The following is a 15,966-nucleotide window of genomic DNA, read 5'->3' as shown; positions in this document are numbered from 1 at the left end:
GCCCCGCACTACTTGTCAATAGATGACAGTCAAGCCTACGCCAATTCCCAGTTGGAGTGGCTGAACATCGACGTCGGCGATCCTTCGCACCCCCGTCTGTCCTGCCGGACATCTCCCCCGCAAGGGGGGAGATTGGATTGCCGCACGGCTTTCGCCAATCGCCAACACTGAAAACTGCCTTATCCCGCCGTTCGGCTCTTGCCGATGTACAGGGGTCTCCCAGCAGCCTAATCTACAAGCCGAACAGCAATCTACTGCCGAGCCGAAACAGGGAGAGGGCGCTTGGGCGAACACGATCCGAACGAAGAGCCGATCGAGACGATTTTCCGCAACGGCACAATCACCACCGTCGGCATCCTGCTGGCGTTCTCGCTGGGCTTCATCACGCATTGGGCCGCCAACCCGATACCATGGGAAATCTATCACCTGGCCGCCGTCGTGCCGATTTTGATCGGCATTGCCCTGCAGATACGAGCGCTGCGGTTGCTGCTCGATATAACGTCTCTACAACGGCGCGTTTATGAACGCGCCAATCGTATCTTCATTGCCGGCCTCATCTTCACCGCCTGCGGAGTTGGGCTGGCGATGCTGCTTGATTTCTACGACCTGTCGACCAAGAGCGCGGTGCCCGGGGCCTAGCTCTGGCCATCCTGGCAGATGTCGCACCATTCGGCGCTGGTCAGCGCTGCCATGCGCTCGGTTCGCTGCCAAGGCCGGGAGGGGTCGGCAGCCCGCCGATCATCCTCGTCACCTCCGCCGCCGCATCGCGCACCAACGGGCCGATCTCGGCCAACCGTTCCGGCGTGACGCGCACCGTCGGCCCGGAGACCGAAACGCCGCCAATCGGCTCGCCGAATTCGTTGAAGATGGCGGCGGCAACGCAGCGCATGCCCGGATGCCGCTCCTCGTCGTCGACCGACCAGCCGCGCAGCTTGATCGTCACCAGGTCGCGGGCGAGAGCCGAGATGTCGGACAGCGTGTTTTCAGTGAAGCGCTCCAGGCCGGCTCGGCGCAGGATGGTGGCGACGCGTTCCGGCTCGAGATGCGCCAGCACTGCCTTACCGATGCCCGAGGCATGGAAGGAACTGCGCGTGCCCGGCCGGAAGAAGGCGCGGATCGCCTGGTGTGTTTCGACCTGGCTGACGAAGACGACGCAATCGTCCTCGGCGACGCCGAGATTGGCGGTCTCGCCGGTCTTCTCCATCAATTCCTGCATGACGATGCGGGCGCGGTCGACCAGCTTGCGGCGGCGCAGGAACGCCGCGCCCATGCGATAGGTTTCGACGCCGATCGACCACAGCTGGTCGGTGCCGTCGAACTCGACCATGCCATGGTTCTCCAGCGTCGTCAGCATGCGGTAGGCGGTGGATGCTGGCAGACCGGAATTGGCGGCGATCTCGCTCAGCGACAGGCCACTGCCATCGGCCACGATCGCCAGGATGCGCAACGCCCGGTCCAGCGACTGCACCGAGGCGGCCTCGGACGGCCCGTTGAAGGCGCGTGGCCGGCCGCGCTGCCGTTTTTCAGTGGTTTCCATGGATCCATTCTTCCCCTGTTCGCCCAAGCAAGCAATGAAAAAGTTTTTCATCGATTTGCGAAGCGAATTCATGGAAAACAGAAAGGCCAATTAATTCAATTCACAAGAGCCGCTCTCTAGAAATGAAAAAATATTCTGAAAAAATTGAAAAGTAGTCGGCGCACTGGCATCATCGGCCATCAACAATTCCGTGGAGGCTGACATGGCCAAGATGCGCGCAGTCGACGCAGCGGTTCTCGTCCTCGAAAAGGAAGGCATTTCCTGTGCCTTCGGCGTGCCGGGTGCTGCGATCAACCCGCTTTATTCGGCGCTGAAGGCGAGGGGCAGTATCCGCCACATCCTTGCGCGGCACGTCGAGGCGGCTTCGCATATGGCCGAAGGATTTACCCGCGCCAGATCGGGCAATATCGGTCTGTGCATCGGCACTTCGGGTCCCGCCGGCACCGACATGATCACCGGCCTCTATTCGGCCGCTGCCGATTCCATCCCGATCCTCTGCATCACCGGGCAGGCGCCGCGGGCTCGCCTCAACAAAGAGGATTTCCAGGCTGTCGACATCGCCGCCATCGCCGCGCCCGTCGCCAAATGGGCTGTTACCGTCATGGAACCCTATCTGGTGCCGATGGCGTTGCAGAAGGCGTTCCATCTGATGCGCTCGTCGCGGCCGGGGCCGGTTCTCGTTGATCTGCCGGTCGATGTGCAACTGGCTGAGATCGAGTTCGACATCGATGCTTATGAGCCGCTGGTGCCGTTCAAGCCGGCAATGTCGCGCGCTCAGGCGGAGAAGGCCCTGAAAATGCTCAATGCGGCCGACAAGCCGCTGATCGTCGCCGGTGGCGGCATCATCAACGCCGATGCGTCGGACCTGTTGATCGAATTCGCCGAAGTCACCGGCGTGCCTGTCATTCCGACGCTGATGGGCTGGGGCGCGATCCCCGACGACCACCGCCTGATGGCTGGCATGTGCGGGCTGCAGACCTCGCACCGCTACGGCAATGCGACGATGCTCGAAGCCGATTTCGTATTAGGCATCGGCAACCGCTGGGCCAACCGCCACACCGGTTCGGTCGACGTCTACACCAAGGGCAAGAAATTCATCCACGTCGATATCGAACCGACGCAGATCGGCCGCGTCTTCGCGCCGGACCTTGGCGTCGTCTCGGACGCCGGTGCGGCGCTTAAAATGCTGCTCGACGTCGCCACCGAATGGAGGACGGCCGGGAAATTGCGCGACTGGTCGGGCTGGGCCGGCGAATGCCGGCAGCGCAAGAAGACGATGAAGCGCAAGACGCATTTCGACCAGGTGCCGCTGAAGCCGCAGCGCATCTACGAGGAGATGAACAAGGCGTTCGGCCGCGACACCACCTACGTCACCACGATCGGCCTGTCGCAGATCGCCGGGGCGCAGTTCCTGCATGTCTATAAGCCGCGCAACTGGATCAATTGCGGCCAGGCCGGGCCGCTCGGCTGGACATTGCCGGCGGCGCTCGGCGTTCGCGCCGCCGATCCGGACCGTACCATTGTCGCACTTTCCGGCGATTATGATTTCCAGTTCATGATCGAGGAACTGGCAGCCGGCGCGCAGCACAGACTGCCCTACATCCATGTCGTCGTGAACAATGCCTATCTCGGCCTGATCCGCCAGGCGCAGCGCGGGTTTTCGATGGATTTCGAAGTCAGCCTGGCCTTCGAGAACGTCAATCGACAGGGCGATGCCGAAGCTGGCTACGGCGTCGACCACGTCGCTGTCGCCGAGGCGATGGGCTGCAAGGCCGTCAGGGTGCGCAAGCCGGAGGAATTCGCCGGTGCCTTCGAGGAGGCGCAGCGCCTGATGAACGAGCACCAGGTTCCGGTTGTGCTCGAATTCATCCTCGAGCGCGTCACCAACGTTTCGATGGGCACCGAAATCGACAAGATCACCGAGTTCGAGGAGCTTGCCGAGCATCACGAAGACGCGCCGACGGCGATCGTCATGCTCGACTAGCTGTTTTATGAGGAATTACTGCCATGCCACGGTTTTCAGCCAATCTTTCGATGCTCTTTGGCGAGCACGACTTCCTCGACCGCTTCGATGCCGCCGCCCGAGCGGGCTTTAGGGGTGTCGAGTATATCGGCCCCTATGACCATGCGCCGGATGTCGTTGTGGCAAGGTTGAAGCAGAACGGGTTGACGCAGGTCCTGTTCAACCTGCCTGCCGGTGACTGGGCCAAGGGCGAGCGCGGCATCGCGATCCTGCCGGACCGCATCCCGGAGTTCCGGCAAGGCATTGCCAAGGTCGTCACCTACGCGCACGCGCTGGGTTGCGAGCAGGTCAATTGCCTCGCCGGCATCGCGCCGCAGGGCGTCGATCGCTCCGTGCTGGAAGACGTCTTCGCCGAAAATCTGGCTTTCGCGGCGGAAAAGCTGGAGCAGGCCGGCATCCGGCTGCTGATCGAGCCGATCAACACCCGCGATATCCCGGGCTTCTTCCTGAATTACTCGGACCAGGCGCTGGCGCTGATCGACCGCGTCGGCTCGAAGAACCTGTTCCTGCAATACGACATCTATCACATGCAGATGATGGAGGGGGATCTCGCCCGTACCATCGAGGCAAACCTCAACCGCATCGCGCATATCCAGCTTGCGGACAATCCTGGCCGTCATGAGCCGGGGACGGGCGAGATCAATTTTCCTTTTTTATACAAGCACATCGACAGGATCGGGTACCCCGGCTGGGTCGGGGCGGAGTACAAGCCGAAGGGCGGAACGGAAGCCGGGCTCGGGTGGTTTCGGGACGGGGCCGGGCAGGGGAGTGCGGCGGCATAGACGCTACGTATCGCACGTCGCGTTCCTGCGCGCCCCCTCTGGCCTGCCGGCCATCTCCCCCACAAGGAGGGAGATTGGATGTCACCGCCGCTTTCGCCAATTTTCGAGGTCGGGAAAGTTTAACGGCCGGAGCGCGAACTGCCGATCTCCCCACTCGTGGGGAGATGGCCGGCAGGCCAGAGGGGGGCGCGCAGGAACGCCGCCTTAACAAGAAACGGAGAAAGACATGGAAACCATCGGCTTCATCGGACTCGGCATTATGGGCGCGCCGATGGCGGGGCATCTGCTCAATGCTGGCTATCACCTCGTCGCCAGCGACCACCGCTCGAAACCGCCGGCGGATCTGGTCACCAGGGGATTAAAGACCATCACCGGCCATGACGCTGTCGCCCGTGCCGCCGACATTGTCATCACCATGGTTCCCGACACACCGCAGGTCGCCGACGTGCTGTTCGGCCAAAACGGCGTCGCATCCGGCCTGAAAAGAGGCAAGCTGGTCATCGACATGAGCTCGATCTCGCCGATCGAGACCAAGGCCTTTGCAAGAAAGGTCAACGATCTCGGCTGCGACTATCTCGATGCGCCGGTGTCGGGCGGCGAGGTCGGCGCCAAAGCGGCATCGCTGACCATCATGGTCGGCGGCGAGGAAACAGCCTTCGAACGCGCCAGGCCCATCTTCGAGAGGATGGGCAAGAACATCACTTTGGTCGGGCCCAACGGCGTCGGCCAGACCACCAAGGTCGCCAATCAGATCGTCGTCGCGCTGACCATCGAGGCCGTCGCCGAAGCGCTTGTCTTTGCTTCAAAAGCCGGCGCCGACCCGGCCAAGGTCAGGCAAGCGCTGATGGGCGGGCTGGCCGCCTCGCGCATCCTGGAAGTGCACGGCGAGCGCATGATCAAGCGCACCTTCGCACCCGGCTTCCGCATCGAACTCCACCAGAAGGATCTCAATCTCGCGCTGGAAGGCGCGAAAGCCCTCGGCGTGGCGCTGCCCAACACCTCAACGACGCAGCAATTGTTCAATTCCTGCGCCGCTAATGGCGGGGCCAAGGAGGATCACTCGGCGCTTGTTCGAGCGCTGGAGCGGATGGCGGGATGTGAAGTAGGGAAGTAGGGAATAGGAGAGAATAAGGGAGTAGAGACGTGCAGTTAGCGAATACCGTGAATATGCTTTCCCCTACTCCCTTATTCCCCTATTCCCTAACCTAGAAACTTCCTCGCCGCATAAAGCGCCACCGCCGCCGCATTCGACACGTTGAGCGAGCGGATGGCGCCGGGCATGTCGAGCCGGGCCAGCGTCGTCACCGTCTCGCGCGTCTTCTGGCGCAGGCCCTTGCCTTCGGCGCCGAGCACCAGCGCTATTCTGTCGCCGGAAAAACTCTTTTCAAGCTCCGCCGGTCCATCCGAATCGAGACCGATGGTCTGGAATCCGGCATCGTGCAGCTGGCCGAGCGCATCGGCGAGGTTCTTTACCTCGATTTGGTCGATATGCTCGAGCGCGCCGGAGCCCGACTTCGCCAGCACGCCGGATTCCTGCGGGCTGTGGCGCGCCGTGGTGATCAGTGCGCCGGCACCGAAGGCCACCGCCGAGCGCAGGATCGCGCCGACATTGTGCGGATCGGTGATCTGGTCGAGCACCAGCACCAACCTGGTGTCGCCGAGCGCATCGAGGCGTTTCGGTTTCAGCGGCTCGGCCTCGATCAGCACGCCCTGGTGCACGGCATCCGAGCCGGTGACCTTGTCGATGTCCCTGGGTTCGACCAACTCCGCCTTGAAGGGCAAAGCGCCGAGATCGGCGATTGCCAGCCGCTCGGCAGCGTTGCGCGTCACCAGCATTTTCTTGATCTTGCGGCGCGGATTGTCGAGTGCGGCCCGCACCGTGTGCAGCCCGTAAAGCCGCACCAGCCCGTCCGCCGCGTTCTCCCCGGGCGGCACCGGCTGGCGTGGCCTGAACGCCGGCGCGCCGCCGCTCTTCTCGTCGCGATGCGCGCGGCGCAGCTTGGCGTAGTGGGTATCTTTCGGGGTCTTCGATTTGTTATCGTTGCTCATGGCGGCCTCTATAGCCGTGTCGTCCGGCGATGGATACAGCTGCACAAGGTGCTTGTCAGGCGAGGTGCGAAATTCAGCGCTTTTTGCCGGGCTGTTGTGGTTGACAGTTTTGGGCGCTGCCGCCATAAGGCGCTTCGCGGAAGGGCTGCTTTGGCGGCCGCGACGCGTCGATGCCTCGTTGCATGGCTCCGGCGGCAGACTGGAGAGGTGCCCGAGTGGTTAAAGGGGACGGACTGTAAATCCGTTGGCTATGCCTACGTTGGTTCAAATCCAACCCTCTCCACCACTGCCGGCCCGGAAGCCCTGAAACGCAGAGCGAGCGTCGGAGCGTATCCGATGCTTGACTGAAAGGCGCGGGTATAGCTCAGTGGTAGAGCAGCAGCCTTCCAAGCTGAATATGCGGGTTCGATTCCCGCTACCCGCTCCAAGAAACCCTTTGAAATCATTAGAAAAACCGTCCTATTCTAAAAGAGCCGTGCCACTGCGTGCCACTGCCGTGCCACTCAGTTGTTTACGACCTGTTCTGTCGCAGTTTCGTTCGCGCGTCGGCAACCTTGCGATTGTTGTCGAGATCGCCGTTCCGGACATAGCCCTGCGTGGTCTTAACGGTCGTGTGTCCGGCCATTTTGCGAGCCGACTCGAGATCGGTTGCTTCCTCGGCCTCGGAGATCGCACCGGCCCGAGCATCCATCGACCAGACCTCTTTCGGGACGCCAGCCTTGGTGGCGATTTCGCGCCAATCGGTGGCGTAGTAGTTCTCCCGATAGGGTAGGCCAGTCGATTCCGAGACGATCAGAGGACCAAGTGCCGGCAGCCGGACGCGCTTCAGCACCATCTGCACCAACGGACATTTGGCAAGATCGTGGTCGGTCGCGGCCTTGCCTTTGCTGGTGAGTTGCACGTTGAGCACCATCTTGGCGGAGATGTCGGCGACCGTCAGACCTCGCCATTTGGTGTTGCCGCGGATGATGCCGCCGCCGTCGCCTTCCTGAAGAGGAAGCCACTCGCCGATGATGTGGATGCGACGCAGCGCCGTATCCCACTGCAGCGCCTGGGTGATGGCAATGGAAGGCCGTCCATCTCGGATTGCCCTTGCGCAGATCCGGAGCGCGTGAAGGTATTCCATCTTGACGCGGCGAGCGTCCGGCGTTTCGAACTCCATGAGAGACAAGATCTCGCGAGCATCGCGGCATCCGTCAAAGCGTTCCGTCGCACCAAAAGACAGGATTGCCCTCAACTTCCGGATCGCGCCGTGAGCCCGTCGGCTGCGCCCACCAGACCCCCACTCGTTAAACCAGCGGCGGAAATCCTTACCGACCAGCTTGCGGACTAGCCGCGCGCCGACCGTGTCTTTGATCACCTTCAGGGTCGGATCATAATCTCGGATGCGTGTCGAGTGCTTCAGCGCTTTGTATGGAGATTCATCGTCGGTCCGATAGACATCGATCAGCGAGGCGATCGTGCCGTCATATTTTGCCTTCTTGCCGATATCGGTCATGTCGGCAGCCAGTTCATCCGTCCAATTCCGGCAGATCCTGGCAATCGCCTGGTCAGCATTGCTGGCGTCAGGGAACTCGAGAAGGGCTGTCGCGATCATCGGTTCGGTGATCGGCCGCACCTCAAGCGATTTTGGCGCGTCCTTGTTGGCCCGCTGGGGATACCAATAGTGAGCCCTTGTCCCATCGGCCCGGGGTCGGTAGTGATACCCCGGCCGGTCTCTTCGTAACTTAGCCATTGAAGTTCTCTTCTCCATCTTCGACGACTTGGTTGCCGTCAACCGGAGAACCTGACGTCAACCCGGCCCGCGCGTCAAAGAATTTCTCGACTGCCTTCCTGTCAGTCTTGTCGACAAGCGCGTCTTTTCTGGGGAAACCTTTTGTCAATCGCAGGCGTGTCAAGGCGCGCTCGGATAGTCCGAAGTGCCTCCGCAACTCGCTTTCTGTCATGAAGCGCGCCGGTCGCAGCCCGGCCTCAATCGCGTTTACAAGCGACATCACCTCGCCTTGAAAGTCTGGCGACCCTTCGCCGGCGGGCACGGCGCCGCGAGAGATCATGGTCTGCTGAGCTCCTTTTGCAATTGCCGCAGAGCGGCGTTTGTTTCATCAATGCCTTTCGGCAGATCGATCCATGACCAGGAGACGCGCACTCGGAACCACCGGCGTTCGCTGTTGAGAGGCGTAAATTCTCGATTGCAGAGCCGTCGGCGCTCGCTCGCCAATGGATGCTTCCATTGGAAGCTCTGCAACTGTGCGCCGAACCATCCGCTGAAAGTGTATAGCTGGCCGTTTTCGCGGCGGCCGTTCTTGGTGTCGGACAGCCAATAAAAGACATCGTCGAAGTAGGGCGACTTCAGCCCATGGCCGTTTCCGAAAAGGCGGTGGTCGAGCCAGGCGATCATGCCGTCGGCTCTTGCATCAGTTCTTCGGCGATCCAGAGCATGGCCGCCATGACACTGCGAAATGGCAGAGGGCTCTCGCGCGGGTGCGGCTTGTGCGGATTCCAGCGCTCATCCATGACAACGACGTTCCCAGGCTCGCCTCGGATGCGGAAGGCTCGCTCCCTTTCGCCGTCCTTCCCGCTCGTGCTCGAGCCCGGGTTTGCGTGCAGCCATGCGGAGACCTTGCCAGGCACCTGCCGAGCATAGATGTCCCAGTGGCCCGGGTTGCGGTAACCGACGGAGAATCCGAGCGGGTAAAATGGCTGAGCGGCGTCGAAGAAATGCTTCTCAGCCTCAATTTCAGCCGCGCGCCGGGTGGCATACTTTGTCTTCTCGTTCAAGGTCAGGTCGGTCAATCAATCCTCCTTCACATGCGTGAGTGCGATAGACCCGACGCCATAGACGTAGATCACCGCGGTGTGGCCGCTCATGACGCAGGCCGGGTATCTGATCCTGTAAGCGGCTGGCTTGCCTTCGCGGGGGCCGGTCCAACAATGAATGATGTCGCCGACGGCGTGCCGCTCGTTAAAACGGTCGCAGGCGGCCTGCATCTCCTTGCCGGATGGTTTTGCCGGAGGGTTGGAAATGGCGTCCGACCACTCAGCGATCTCGGTTTCAGCATCGCGCAGTTTCTGCGTCGCCATGGCCGCCCATTCGACGGGATAGTCCGGCCAGGTGTCAGGCTTCCAGTCGAGACGGAACTTGGCGGCGAGCGCGTAGTGATCGTTGTCGTCGAGGTAGACGTCGCCAGCCATAGCGTCGGTTTCAGCGGCGCATAGCGCCACGCGCACGCTGTCGACTGTTCGGATCCGGATGGCCACTATTGTTTCCCCGCCCACATTATGGCGTTGTGAAAGTCCTGCATCTCCTTGAGACTCTGAAACACGAACTTGACGTATGGTTTTCCATCGCCGGACGTGGCCGTGATGAACGCATCAGGCGGCACTTGGACCATGCCGACGATCTCATCCGCGAATGGCGCAGGATATGGATCGCCCGGGAAGACATCGTTCAGCCCATACTGCGCCTCGATGGCGGCGCGCGCAGGGATCGACCGGGTGTCCAAAGATTGTATATGTTTTTCGGTCAGTCTGGCCCCACAGATATCGCACGTCTCGCCAGTCCGGATGCGACATTCACCGCAAGGCTCCTTGCCTTTTCGGTTGCGGTCTGGCTGCGGGAACGGCTCCACCCCCGCGTCTATCGGAGCCTTGGGGAGAGGGGCGGCTTGGGCCTTGGAGAGGGCGGCGCGCGTGGCGGCGTCTTCTATTTTCTCCTCATGCTCCTCGATAATTTGGGTAAAACCGTCCCATTCATCATCGCGAGGATCGGCAAGACCGCGATACACAAGCCAATCCCAAACCTCCTTATGGAATGCTTCGAGGTTGGCAATCCGTTCTGCTTCTTCCCCATCCACCGCCGATGTTGGGGCGGGCTGAGCGTGCTCGCGAAGGCGACTTTCTATAGCTGCGAACCCTTCTGCCATAGAACTGGCAACTGCCAAGGCCGTGCTATCCTGCTTATGTTGAGCATCGCCTATGGCTGCATTCCAGAAACAGCCCAGAGCGTCAGCCAACATTTCGGCCGTCAATGCCTTGCCGCTGGCGGCCGGCGGCATCCCATCAGTCATGTGGCGGACCATCGCCTCGGCCTGCACTGCATCGAACAGGTTGGTCCCGACCGGCTCATGCTTCATCGGATGAGAGGAATGCTCGTTGTAGGCCGCCTTGAAGCTGATGCCGCCGTCAGGGCTGAAGTTTTCTGGTAGCCGCCACATGAGGAAGCGACCCACCATGTGCTTGATTTGGTCTTCAGTCATGACGCGCTCCGCACGGAGTAAGGAGCATCAGTCTGTGCCCGCCACCAGCCGCGAAAATTGTCAGTGTCGGCTGGTTCGCTCATGACCATCAACAGACTTGGGGCTAGAGGCCCGCCGAAGTGGAGCAGTTCTAGATAGATGTCTGCGCCGTCGGCGATAGCCTGGCGCTGACTGTCCGTCAGGCCAAATCTGGCGATGGCGCTCACCCCCTTGCGACCCGGCAGGGTGCGCAGCGGCCGATACTGTGGCTGATCCTTGGCATAAACGGTTTCGAACTTCTCAAGACCTGGAATGACCGGTCCGTTAAATGGGTCCAGTATGTCAAACATGGGTTGTTTCTCCTTTGTTGTAGCCGCGCCCTTTGCCGTGGTTCGGATACCAGTTGCCGTACCAGCCGCCGCGCCGGATATGGCCATAGGCGGTCTCCCAACGAGCGGTTCTGCCCGTCGGCTCTACGTCCTGCCGACAGCGCGGGCAGACGTTCTCTTCGTCTGTGATTGCGGTTTCGCAGCATGTCGTGAATAGGGTGCTGTTATTCGGGCCGTCGAGGAATACGGTAGCCATCACGCCGCTCCTGCGGCTGCACGAAGCTCAGCGCGGACTTCCATCCACAGTTTGCCGAGCATGTTTTTGCCGTCTCCATTCGGGCCGATGCCCCACCAAGCATCGCGCCAGGAATTCTCGACAAGTTCACGGTCGCCGGTCGCCAGCAGCTTGCGATGCACGTATTCGTGCTGAGCGGCTTTGGCGCGCAAGATGTCGCGCATGATGCCGACCTTGACGTCATCCCAGTCGTTGCGTCTGAAAAGCTTGTTGTCGTTGGCCCACTTGAACGCAAGATGGGCAGATGGTGCGGTGCGGAGGCGTTCGGAAATGATCTGGCATTCTAGGCCGTCGGCGATTGGGCCTTGGAACTTCTCCCAATGGTAGGCGGCCTCAGATGTGTCGAATCGAAGCCCCTTCCACTGCAAGGTGAATGCCGAGAAATTCGACAGGACATAGAAATCCTGCTCGTAAAAGCAAACGCGCTCTTTTGTGTCGAGGCCGTGACATTCGATGCTCGGGAGAGGCGGCTTCGGGCAAGGCCCGCTGTAGCCGTGGAACTTGAACATCTCCTCGCTGGCCGGCATCGGCTCGCCGCAGATTTCGCATGTGGCTGGTTCATTCGTCATTAGAAATCGTCTCCGTTGCGGGGATTGCTGGCTTCAAATTCGCGGTCTTCCCGACGCTGTTCCATCAGTTCATCCGGATCTGGCTCGCTCTCTTCCCAAGGGCAGATGCCCCCGCTCTCTTCCATGAGGTCGCATTGTTTGGGCGAATAGGCGCCGCAGAAAGGGCAGAGCGTGCCGCCTCGAGACTCGTGGTCCTCGTCGGGCGTCATCGTCTTCCATACGTCGTAGCCTGGGATGCTCATAATGACCCCGCTGTGCCAACTGCTTCTCGTGCCTGCTTGAGCGCCCTATCAACCATCGCTTGACATGGCCCGGCGACAAACTCTCCCCCGACGGGGCCACCTCTATTCTCCAGTGCGGCTCGCCACGAAGCGGACGCTGACGACATCAGGGCGCCATATCCGATGCGGCTCCCGAGATCGCGAACCACCTCGCCATGCACCGGATCGGTGTGCGATGGGTACTCGACCAACGCCAGCGTCTCGATGCATTCTTTCAAAGCACCGAGCATGGTTAGATTGGCGGTGGCGACGACGGCAAGCACCGTCCCTTCATCTACATATTCCAGAATCGCCTTGGCCTGCTCATCGGTGATGCCGAGCCCATCACATTCGCCTTCTATGGCGTCCTTCAGTCTTTCCAACCTGCTCATGGCTTCCTCGCATTTCGAATGATCAGTTCCCCCTGCTCGTCGTCCCCGGTGACGTTGTAGAGCGCGAGGGCGACACGGAGCGGGTCGATGCGGTGCTTCTCCCAGAAGGCGACCTCGGAGCCCGCGTGCTGGGCGCCAGGGCCTTCCGTGTGTAGCGAACGATGCAGGGGGACTGTCCAGCGGTCGTCCGCCTTCTCTGCGCCGCCGGTCTCCCTCTTCCCATAGGCTTGATCGGCATAGCGGACGTGTGCTGCGTCGACCGGCCGTTTTCCGCTGATCACGCAGGGCAGGGTGCGGATCCATCTCAAGTGCGCGCCGTCTTCCTTGCGCGGCCGCTTCTGGCCTTTTACCGGAGAGTTGCTGAAGGCTTCGCGGTGGTAGGGGACACGACCGGCCATCAGTGGCCCTTCGGCCATTGGCGGACCATGAGGTCGGCGGGGATCATGGCATCCGTCGGCCGGAAGGCGGCGACTTGCTTCATGAAGAACGGCACGCCGTAGGCCGAGCAGAGATTGTTAACATCAACCGCCCATTGGATATCGAAGGGTCCGTCGTTCCATCTGGAGCCGCTTTTCCCGCCGAAAATGATCCAGTCGAGCTTCGCAAGCCTGGCAATCGAAGGAGTGATGTCCTCGCCGTGGCTGTTAAAATTTCGGCTGCCCGAAAGGTAGTCTTCGAAATTGACGTATTCCTGCGCCGGCTCGTAACTGACGCCGACCCATGGGATTCCGAAGCGCCTCTTCATGCCGAGCAGTCGCGGAATGTCGCGATCGGCCTCTTTCTGAGTGACGACGGTGATCAGCACGCCGATGTGCTGCGGCCACGCCTCTTCCCACCGCGGCCAGATCATTTTCGGGAGATTGCTGATGCGCTTGGTGCAGATCTGCCATTCGAGCCGATCGCAGTCTTCCATGACTCCCATGTGATCGCTGCGCCACTGCCTGTCGACCTCGTTGTCAAGCAGATCACCCATGGAGAGGGTGAATACACGCTGGGCCCGGCCGTGCTCAGCGAAGAACTTGTCAGCGTTCTTTTGCCAGCGGTATGGCTCGTTGCGGGCTTTTTCCGAAACTCGGCGCCGCGCCGCGCCGTGTCCCCAATGAAGAGGCTGGTCTTTGGCGGTTCCGCGCTTGTCGACATCCTCGGCGTAGCAATCCAGGCACGCCGGCGCGCCCTCAACCTTCGTACACCCCCACCATGGATTGCTGGTCGAGTCCGTCCACTTGATGCCGGTTTCAATGGCCATTGTTTTTTCCTTCTCTGACCGCGCGGGCCAAGCTGCTTTCTGCGTTCGACAGATCGATCAGCTTGGCGCGGTATTCGACGTTTCCCATGGGATAGATCGATGCTTCGATGCATGCCGCTCGGGACCGCTCCCATTCGATCGCCGCATCGATCACCCGCATCAACCACGGCGACATCAAATAAAATCCGGCGACAGACGGTAGCCACCACCATGGGTCTTCACGATGAGCTCAAGCGCCACGAGTTCCTTCAGCCCCGCCGACAGGCCGCTGGATGTGCGCGACACGCCAGAGCGTTCAGAGATGGCGTCCAAGTCGAGATGTGCGCCCTGTGCGCTCTCCATGACGTCCAGCATGCGGGCATACGCCGGCGGCAGGCGTTCCTTGAAGGCCGACAGGCCTGCCGGCGCCGACAGGCCGGTCTCTGCCTCGACGGCCACGTAGCGGCCATCCCCGCGGTCCTGAATGCGTGGCGATGCCGCCGCCTCTGTCAGATATTTGCGGAACGCGCTCGAGCGAGCTGACAATCCCGCCCGCTTCGCCGCCGTCTGCAGGCTGATTCCCATCGGATAGGCGGACACGACGGCGTCGACCACCTTGCGGGAGCTCGGCGACATGGTCGGCTCACCTACCGTCACCTTCGTCACCTTCGGCACACCACCGTCCATCGTGGCCACAGCGATTGCCACCCGGTCCGGTCCTTTAGCGAGATCGACGCCGAGATGCATTGGCTTTGGCGGCCGCGGCCGATTGAGAAATTCCTCGATCGCTGTCTTGATGTAGTCGGCGCCGACGGAGAAACCGTTGTCGCGACCTTCCTCGAATCCTTTCGCATAGCCTTGGGCGTGGCCGCGCTTCTCAGCCGCTGCAATCTCCGCAGGGTCGGCGACACGCGAGACCTGAGACGCCGGCGCCGGCGCCCCGCTTTCGGCCGGCGGAGTTTTTGAAGCCTTCACCAGTGAGGCGAGGGCGCGTTGGATGGCCGCCGGCGTGGCCGACGGCAGCACCGTGCTGCCCGGCGCCGGAACTTCTGTCGCCGGTTTGTAGAGGCGGTCGAGAACCGGCATTGGGGAAAGGGCTGGTCCGACGCAATAGAAGTCGCCCGGGCGGAAGGCTTGCATGGCAACAGCCTCAGGCGATTTGGCGGTGAACCCCAGTTGGTCAGCGGCAGCTCGGCGATCGGCGCTTTGCTCGACGCGACCGAGAAACTTGTTTGCGCAGACGCCGAGGATGTCCTTGCTGAACAAGCTCAGCCGCTGAGTGGCGAAGATTGCGCCGAAGCCGCGCTTGCGACCGGCCGTGGCGTAATGCTTCAGCGGTTCTGATGAGACCTCGACCGATGATTCCGGAACGAAGAGGTGGCTCTCATCGAGCATGAGGTTTACCGGATGCCACAAGTCCCGCGGCGCGGTCATGAGTCCGCGAACGAAATTGGCGACAAACTGCCTCTTCTCGGAAAGATCCAGGTCGTTGATCTGAAGGATGGCAGGAACGCCAACCTTCAGAAGGGTAAGTGCCAGGTCGCCGGCAGCATCGATCCGACCAAGCGGAGCATCGCCGTGATCTCCGCCAATGATGGCATAGTCGCACCCTTCCTTGCGGAGAGTGTGAAATTCATCCTCGACGTCCAGAATGATGTTCTGGAACCGGCCATAGCACGCCTCGAGCAGGAGTCGCGCGCCAGTGCTCTTCCCGCCGCCAGGCGCTGCCTGAAAGATGGCGCGCTGGCCGCGGAAGACGTCGAGATTGAAATCGACATTGTCGGCAATCTTCATGCAATAGTCTCCTAGCAGGTGGCGTTAACTACGCCGCCTTCTTCAAACCCAGTCCGCTCGCCTTGGCCAGCGCAGACCTCTTCGCCGCATAGTTCGGCGCCACCATCGGATAGCTTGATGGCAGGCCCCACTTCGCACGATATTCATCCGGAGATAGTCCATAGTGCGTCGAAATGTGACGCTTCAGGGACTTGAACTTATTACCATCTTCAAGACAGACAATATAGTCCGGGTGGACAGACTTTTTCGGGTCCACTGCCGGCTCCTTCTTCTCGGCAGTCGGCGCCGCGTCGAAGCCGGCCAGTTCCATGAAGGTCGCATGGATCGTCCTGATGAAAGCTGGCACTTCTTCCGATTTCGTGAGCAGGCTTCTCCCGATGGCGGCCGTCACGATCTGTGCCGTGAACCCCATAGCCATCACCGAGTCTTCTGCCTCCAGTAATTCGCCGTGTACGTCGGTCATTGATATTCTCCTT

General features: G+C 61.2%; 22 protein-coding genes and 2 tRNA genes. 6 read left to right on the top strand and 18 right to left on the bottom strand.

Features of this window, described 5'->3' with window-relative positions; translation table 11 throughout:
- The first annotated feature begins 282 nt into the window (after positions 1-282).
- On the top strand, positions 283-639 hold the full coding sequence (locus NKJ09_RS23600; RefSeq protein WP_352484569.1) for a hypothetical protein: 357 nt from the start codon (positions 283-285) through the stop codon (positions 637-639).
- 40 nt (positions 640-679) lie between these two features.
- Here the strand turns inward: NKJ09_RS23600 and bhcR are convergent, their stop codons facing one another.
- Positions 680-1,537 carry an HTH-type transcriptional regulator BhcR gene (gene bhcR / locus NKJ09_RS23595; RefSeq protein ID WP_352496179.1) on the bottom strand — a complete coding sequence of 286 codons (858 nt, stop codon included), beginning with the start codon at positions 1,535-1,537 and terminating at the stop codon, positions 680-682.
- A gap of 202 nt (positions 1,538-1,739) precedes the next feature.
- Here bhcR and gcl point away from each other — a divergent pair, with 202 nt between their 5' ends.
- The 3 genes from gcl to NKJ09_RS23580 all read left to right on the top strand — a co-directional run bounded on the left by gcl (position 1,740) and on the right by NKJ09_RS23580 (position 5,456).
- A complete protein-coding gene (gene gcl, locus NKJ09_RS23590; protein WP_352496178.1) occupies positions 1,740-3,521 on the top strand; it encodes a glyoxylate carboligase in 1,782 nt (593 codons plus the stop codon).
- Between the two features lie 23 nt (positions 3,522-3,544).
- On the top strand, positions 3,545-4,342 hold the full coding sequence (gene hyi / locus NKJ09_RS23585; protein WP_352496177.1) for a hydroxypyruvate isomerase: 798 nt from the start codon (positions 3,545-3,547) through the stop codon (positions 4,340-4,342).
- A gap of 226 nt (positions 4,343-4,568) precedes the next feature.
- Positions 4,569-5,456, top strand: a complete 888-nt coding sequence (locus NKJ09_RS23580; RefSeq protein ID WP_352484573.1) for a 2-hydroxy-3-oxopropionate reductase — start codon at positions 4,569-4,571, stop codon at positions 5,454-5,456.
- An 86-nt stretch (positions 5,457-5,542) separates the two neighbouring features.
- Here the strand turns inward: NKJ09_RS23580 and NKJ09_RS23575 are convergent, their stop codons facing one another.
- Positions 5,543-6,391 (bottom strand): TrmH family RNA methyltransferase, encoded by an 849-nt coding sequence (locus NKJ09_RS23575; protein WP_352496176.1) that lies wholly within the window; start codon positions 6,389-6,391, stop codon positions 5,543-5,545.
- Positions 6,392-6,592: 201 nt separating this feature from the next.
- Between NKJ09_RS23575 and NKJ09_RS23570 the strand changes: the two genes are divergently transcribed.
- Positions 6,593-6,677 (top strand) — tRNA-Tyr (locus NKJ09_RS23570).
- A gap of 67 nt (positions 6,678-6,744) precedes the next feature.
- Positions 6,745-6,818 (top strand) — tRNA-Gly (locus NKJ09_RS23565).
- 84 nt (positions 6,819-6,902) lie between these two features.
- Here NKJ09_RS23565 and NKJ09_RS23560 read toward each other — a convergent pair.
- The 16 genes from NKJ09_RS23560 to NKJ09_RS23485 are packed head-to-tail and all read right to left on the bottom strand — an operon-like array spanning position 6,903 to position 15,953.
- Positions 6,903-8,126, bottom strand: a complete 1,224-nt coding sequence (locus NKJ09_RS23560; protein WP_352763937.1) for a site-specific integrase — start codon at positions 8,124-8,126, stop codon at positions 6,903-6,905.
- Entirely contained in the window at positions 8,119-8,445 is a 327-nt protein-coding gene (locus tag NKJ09_RS23555) for a hypothetical protein (protein ID WP_352763935.1), read from the bottom strand. The genes NKJ09_RS23560 and NKJ09_RS23555 overlap by 8 nt, the downstream gene beginning before the upstream one ends.
- Complete coding sequence (locus NKJ09_RS23550) at positions 8,442-8,789, bottom strand: hypothetical protein (RefSeq protein ID WP_352763933.1); 348 nt, start codon at positions 8,787-8,789, stop codon at positions 8,442-8,444. Before NKJ09_RS23550 ends, NKJ09_RS23555 begins: the two co-directional genes overlap by 4 nt.
- A complete protein-coding gene (locus NKJ09_RS23545; protein ID WP_352763932.1) occupies positions 8,786-9,184 on the bottom strand; it encodes a hypothetical protein in 399 nt (132 codons plus the stop codon). The genes NKJ09_RS23550 and NKJ09_RS23545 overlap by 4 nt, the downstream gene beginning before the upstream one ends.
- A complete protein-coding gene (locus tag NKJ09_RS23540) occupies positions 9,185-9,649 on the bottom strand; it encodes a hypothetical protein (protein ID WP_352763929.1) in 465 nt (154 codons plus the stop codon).
- Entirely contained in the window at positions 9,649-10,647 is a 999-nt protein-coding gene (locus tag NKJ09_RS23535; protein WP_352763927.1) for a hypothetical protein, read from the bottom strand. Before NKJ09_RS23535 ends, NKJ09_RS23540 begins: the two co-directional genes overlap by 1 nt.
- Complete coding sequence (locus NKJ09_RS23530) at positions 10,644-10,976, bottom strand: hypothetical protein (RefSeq protein WP_352763925.1); 333 nt, start codon at positions 10,974-10,976, stop codon at positions 10,644-10,646. The genes NKJ09_RS23535 and NKJ09_RS23530 overlap by 4 nt, the downstream gene beginning before the upstream one ends.
- Positions 10,969-11,211 (bottom strand): hypothetical protein, encoded by a 243-nt coding sequence (locus NKJ09_RS23525; RefSeq protein WP_352763922.1) that lies wholly within the window; start codon positions 11,209-11,211, stop codon positions 10,969-10,971. Before NKJ09_RS23525 ends, NKJ09_RS23530 begins: the two co-directional genes overlap by 8 nt.
- Positions 11,211-11,819: a riboflavin biosynthesis intermediates N-glycosidase gene (gene ybiA / locus NKJ09_RS23520; RefSeq protein WP_352763919.1), complete on the bottom strand. Its 609-nt coding sequence runs from the start codon at positions 11,817-11,819 to the stop codon at positions 11,211-11,213. The genes NKJ09_RS23525 and ybiA overlap by 1 nt, the downstream gene beginning before the upstream one ends.
- On the bottom strand, positions 11,819-12,061 hold the full coding sequence (locus NKJ09_RS23515) for a hypothetical protein (protein WP_352763917.1): 243 nt from the start codon (positions 12,059-12,061) through the stop codon (positions 11,819-11,821). The genes ybiA and NKJ09_RS23515 overlap by 1 nt, the downstream gene beginning before the upstream one ends.
- Positions 12,058-12,471, bottom strand: coding sequence for a hypothetical protein (locus tag NKJ09_RS23510; protein WP_352763914.1), 414 nt, complete (start codon positions 12,469-12,471; stop codon positions 12,058-12,060). The genes NKJ09_RS23515 and NKJ09_RS23510 overlap by 4 nt, the downstream gene beginning before the upstream one ends.
- Positions 12,468-12,869 carry a DUF968 domain-containing protein gene (locus NKJ09_RS23505; protein ID WP_352763911.1) on the bottom strand — a complete coding sequence of 134 codons (402 nt, stop codon included), beginning with the start codon at positions 12,867-12,869 and terminating at the stop codon, positions 12,468-12,470. Before NKJ09_RS23505 ends, NKJ09_RS23510 begins: the two co-directional genes overlap by 4 nt.
- Positions 12,869-13,717: a DUF5131 family protein gene (locus NKJ09_RS23500; protein WP_352763908.1), complete on the bottom strand. Its 849-nt coding sequence runs from the start codon at positions 13,715-13,717 to the stop codon at positions 12,869-12,871. Before NKJ09_RS23500 ends, NKJ09_RS23505 begins: the two co-directional genes overlap by 1 nt.
- The gene (locus NKJ09_RS23495) at positions 13,707-13,877 is read right to left on the bottom strand and encodes a hypothetical protein (protein WP_352763905.1); all 171 of its coding nucleotides are present in this window, start codon (positions 13,875-13,877) and stop codon (positions 13,707-13,709) included. Before NKJ09_RS23495 ends, NKJ09_RS23500 begins: the two co-directional genes overlap by 11 nt.
- Positions 13,878-13,891: 14 nt before the next feature.
- Positions 13,892-15,490 carry a hypothetical protein gene (locus tag NKJ09_RS23490; protein ID WP_352763903.1) on the bottom strand — a complete coding sequence of 533 codons (1,599 nt, stop codon included), beginning with the start codon at positions 15,488-15,490 and terminating at the stop codon, positions 13,892-13,894.
- Positions 15,491-15,518: 28 nt separating this feature from the next.
- The gene (locus NKJ09_RS23485; protein ID WP_352763901.1) at positions 15,519-15,953 is read right to left on the bottom strand and encodes a Ros/MucR family transcriptional regulator; all 435 of its coding nucleotides are present in this window, start codon (positions 15,951-15,953) and stop codon (positions 15,519-15,521) included.
- Positions 15,954-15,966 lie beyond the last annotated feature (13 nt).

Origin of the sequence: Mesorhizobium sp. M0189, from assembly GCF_040322135.1 — a bacterium.
GTDB lineage: Bacteria > Pseudomonadota > Alphaproteobacteria > Rhizobiales > Rhizobiaceae > Mesorhizobium.
This window is presented reverse-complemented; position numbering and strand designations above follow the sequence as displayed.

Excerpts from the sequence above, each read along its gene's own strand:
- ybiA (WP_352763919.1), bottom strand. The coding sequence starts at position 11,819 with ATGACGAATGAACCAGCCACATGCGAAATCTGCGGCGAGCCGATGCCG.
- NKJ09_RS23510 (WP_352763914.1), bottom strand. The coding sequence starts at position 12,471 with ATGAGCAGGTTGGAAAGACTGAAGGACGCCATAGAAGGCGAATGTGAT.
- NKJ09_RS23550 (WP_352763933.1), bottom strand. The coding sequence starts at position 8,789 with ATGATCGCCTGGCTCGACCACCGCCTTTTCGGAAACGGCCATGGGCTG.
- NKJ09_RS23535 (WP_352763927.1), bottom strand. The coding sequence starts at position 10,647 with ATGACTGAAGACCAAATCAAGCACATGGTGGGTCGCTTCCTCATGTGG.
- NKJ09_RS23555 (WP_352763935.1), bottom strand. The coding sequence starts at position 8,445 with ATGATCTCTCGCGGCGCCGTGCCCGCCGGCGAAGGGTCGCCAGACTTT.
- NKJ09_RS23530 (WP_352763925.1), bottom strand. The coding sequence starts at position 10,976 with ATGTTTGACATACTGGACCCATTTAACGGACCGGTCATTCCAGGTCTT.
- NKJ09_RS23505 (WP_352763911.1), bottom strand. The coding sequence starts at position 12,869 with ATGGCCGGTCGTGTCCCCTACCACCGCGAAGCCTTCAGCAACTCTCCG.
- NKJ09_RS23575 (WP_352496176.1), bottom strand. The coding sequence starts at position 6,391 with ATGAGCAACGATAACAAATCGAAGACCCCGAAAGATACCCACTACGCC.
- NKJ09_RS23485 (WP_352763901.1), bottom strand. The coding sequence starts at position 15,953 with ATGACCGACGTACACGGCGAATTACTGGAGGCAGAAGACTCGGTGATG.
- NKJ09_RS23515 (WP_352763917.1), bottom strand. The coding sequence starts at position 12,061 with ATGAGCATCCCAGGCTACGACGTATGGAAGACGATGACGCCCGACGAG.
- hyi (WP_352496177.1), top strand. The coding sequence starts at position 3,545 with ATGCCACGGTTTTCAGCCAATCTTTCGATGCTCTTTGGCGAGCACGAC.
- bhcR (WP_352496179.1), bottom strand. The coding sequence starts at position 1,537 with ATGGAAACCACTGAAAAACGGCAGCGCGGCCGGCCACGCGCCTTCAAC.
- NKJ09_RS23490 (WP_352763903.1), bottom strand. The coding sequence starts at position 15,490 with ATGAAGATTGCCGACAATGTCGATTTCAATCTCGACGTCTTCCGCGGC.
- NKJ09_RS23495 (WP_352763905.1), bottom strand. The coding sequence starts at position 13,877 with ATGCGGGTGATCGATGCGGCGATCGAATGGGAGCGGTCCCGAGCGGCA.
- gcl (WP_352496178.1), top strand. The coding sequence starts at position 1,740 with ATGGCCAAGATGCGCGCAGTCGACGCAGCGGTTCTCGTCCTCGAAAAG.
- NKJ09_RS23500 (WP_352763908.1), bottom strand. The coding sequence starts at position 13,717 with ATGGCCATTGAAACCGGCATCAAGTGGACGGACTCGACCAGCAATCCA.
- NKJ09_RS23525 (WP_352763922.1), bottom strand. The coding sequence starts at position 11,211 with ATGGCTACCGTATTCCTCGACGGCCCGAATAACAGCACCCTATTCACG.
- NKJ09_RS23580 (WP_352484573.1), top strand. The coding sequence starts at position 4,569 with ATGGAAACCATCGGCTTCATCGGACTCGGCATTATGGGCGCGCCGATG.
- NKJ09_RS23560 (WP_352763937.1), bottom strand. The coding sequence starts at position 8,126 with ATGGCTAAGTTACGAAGAGACCGGCCGGGGTATCACTACCGACCCCGG.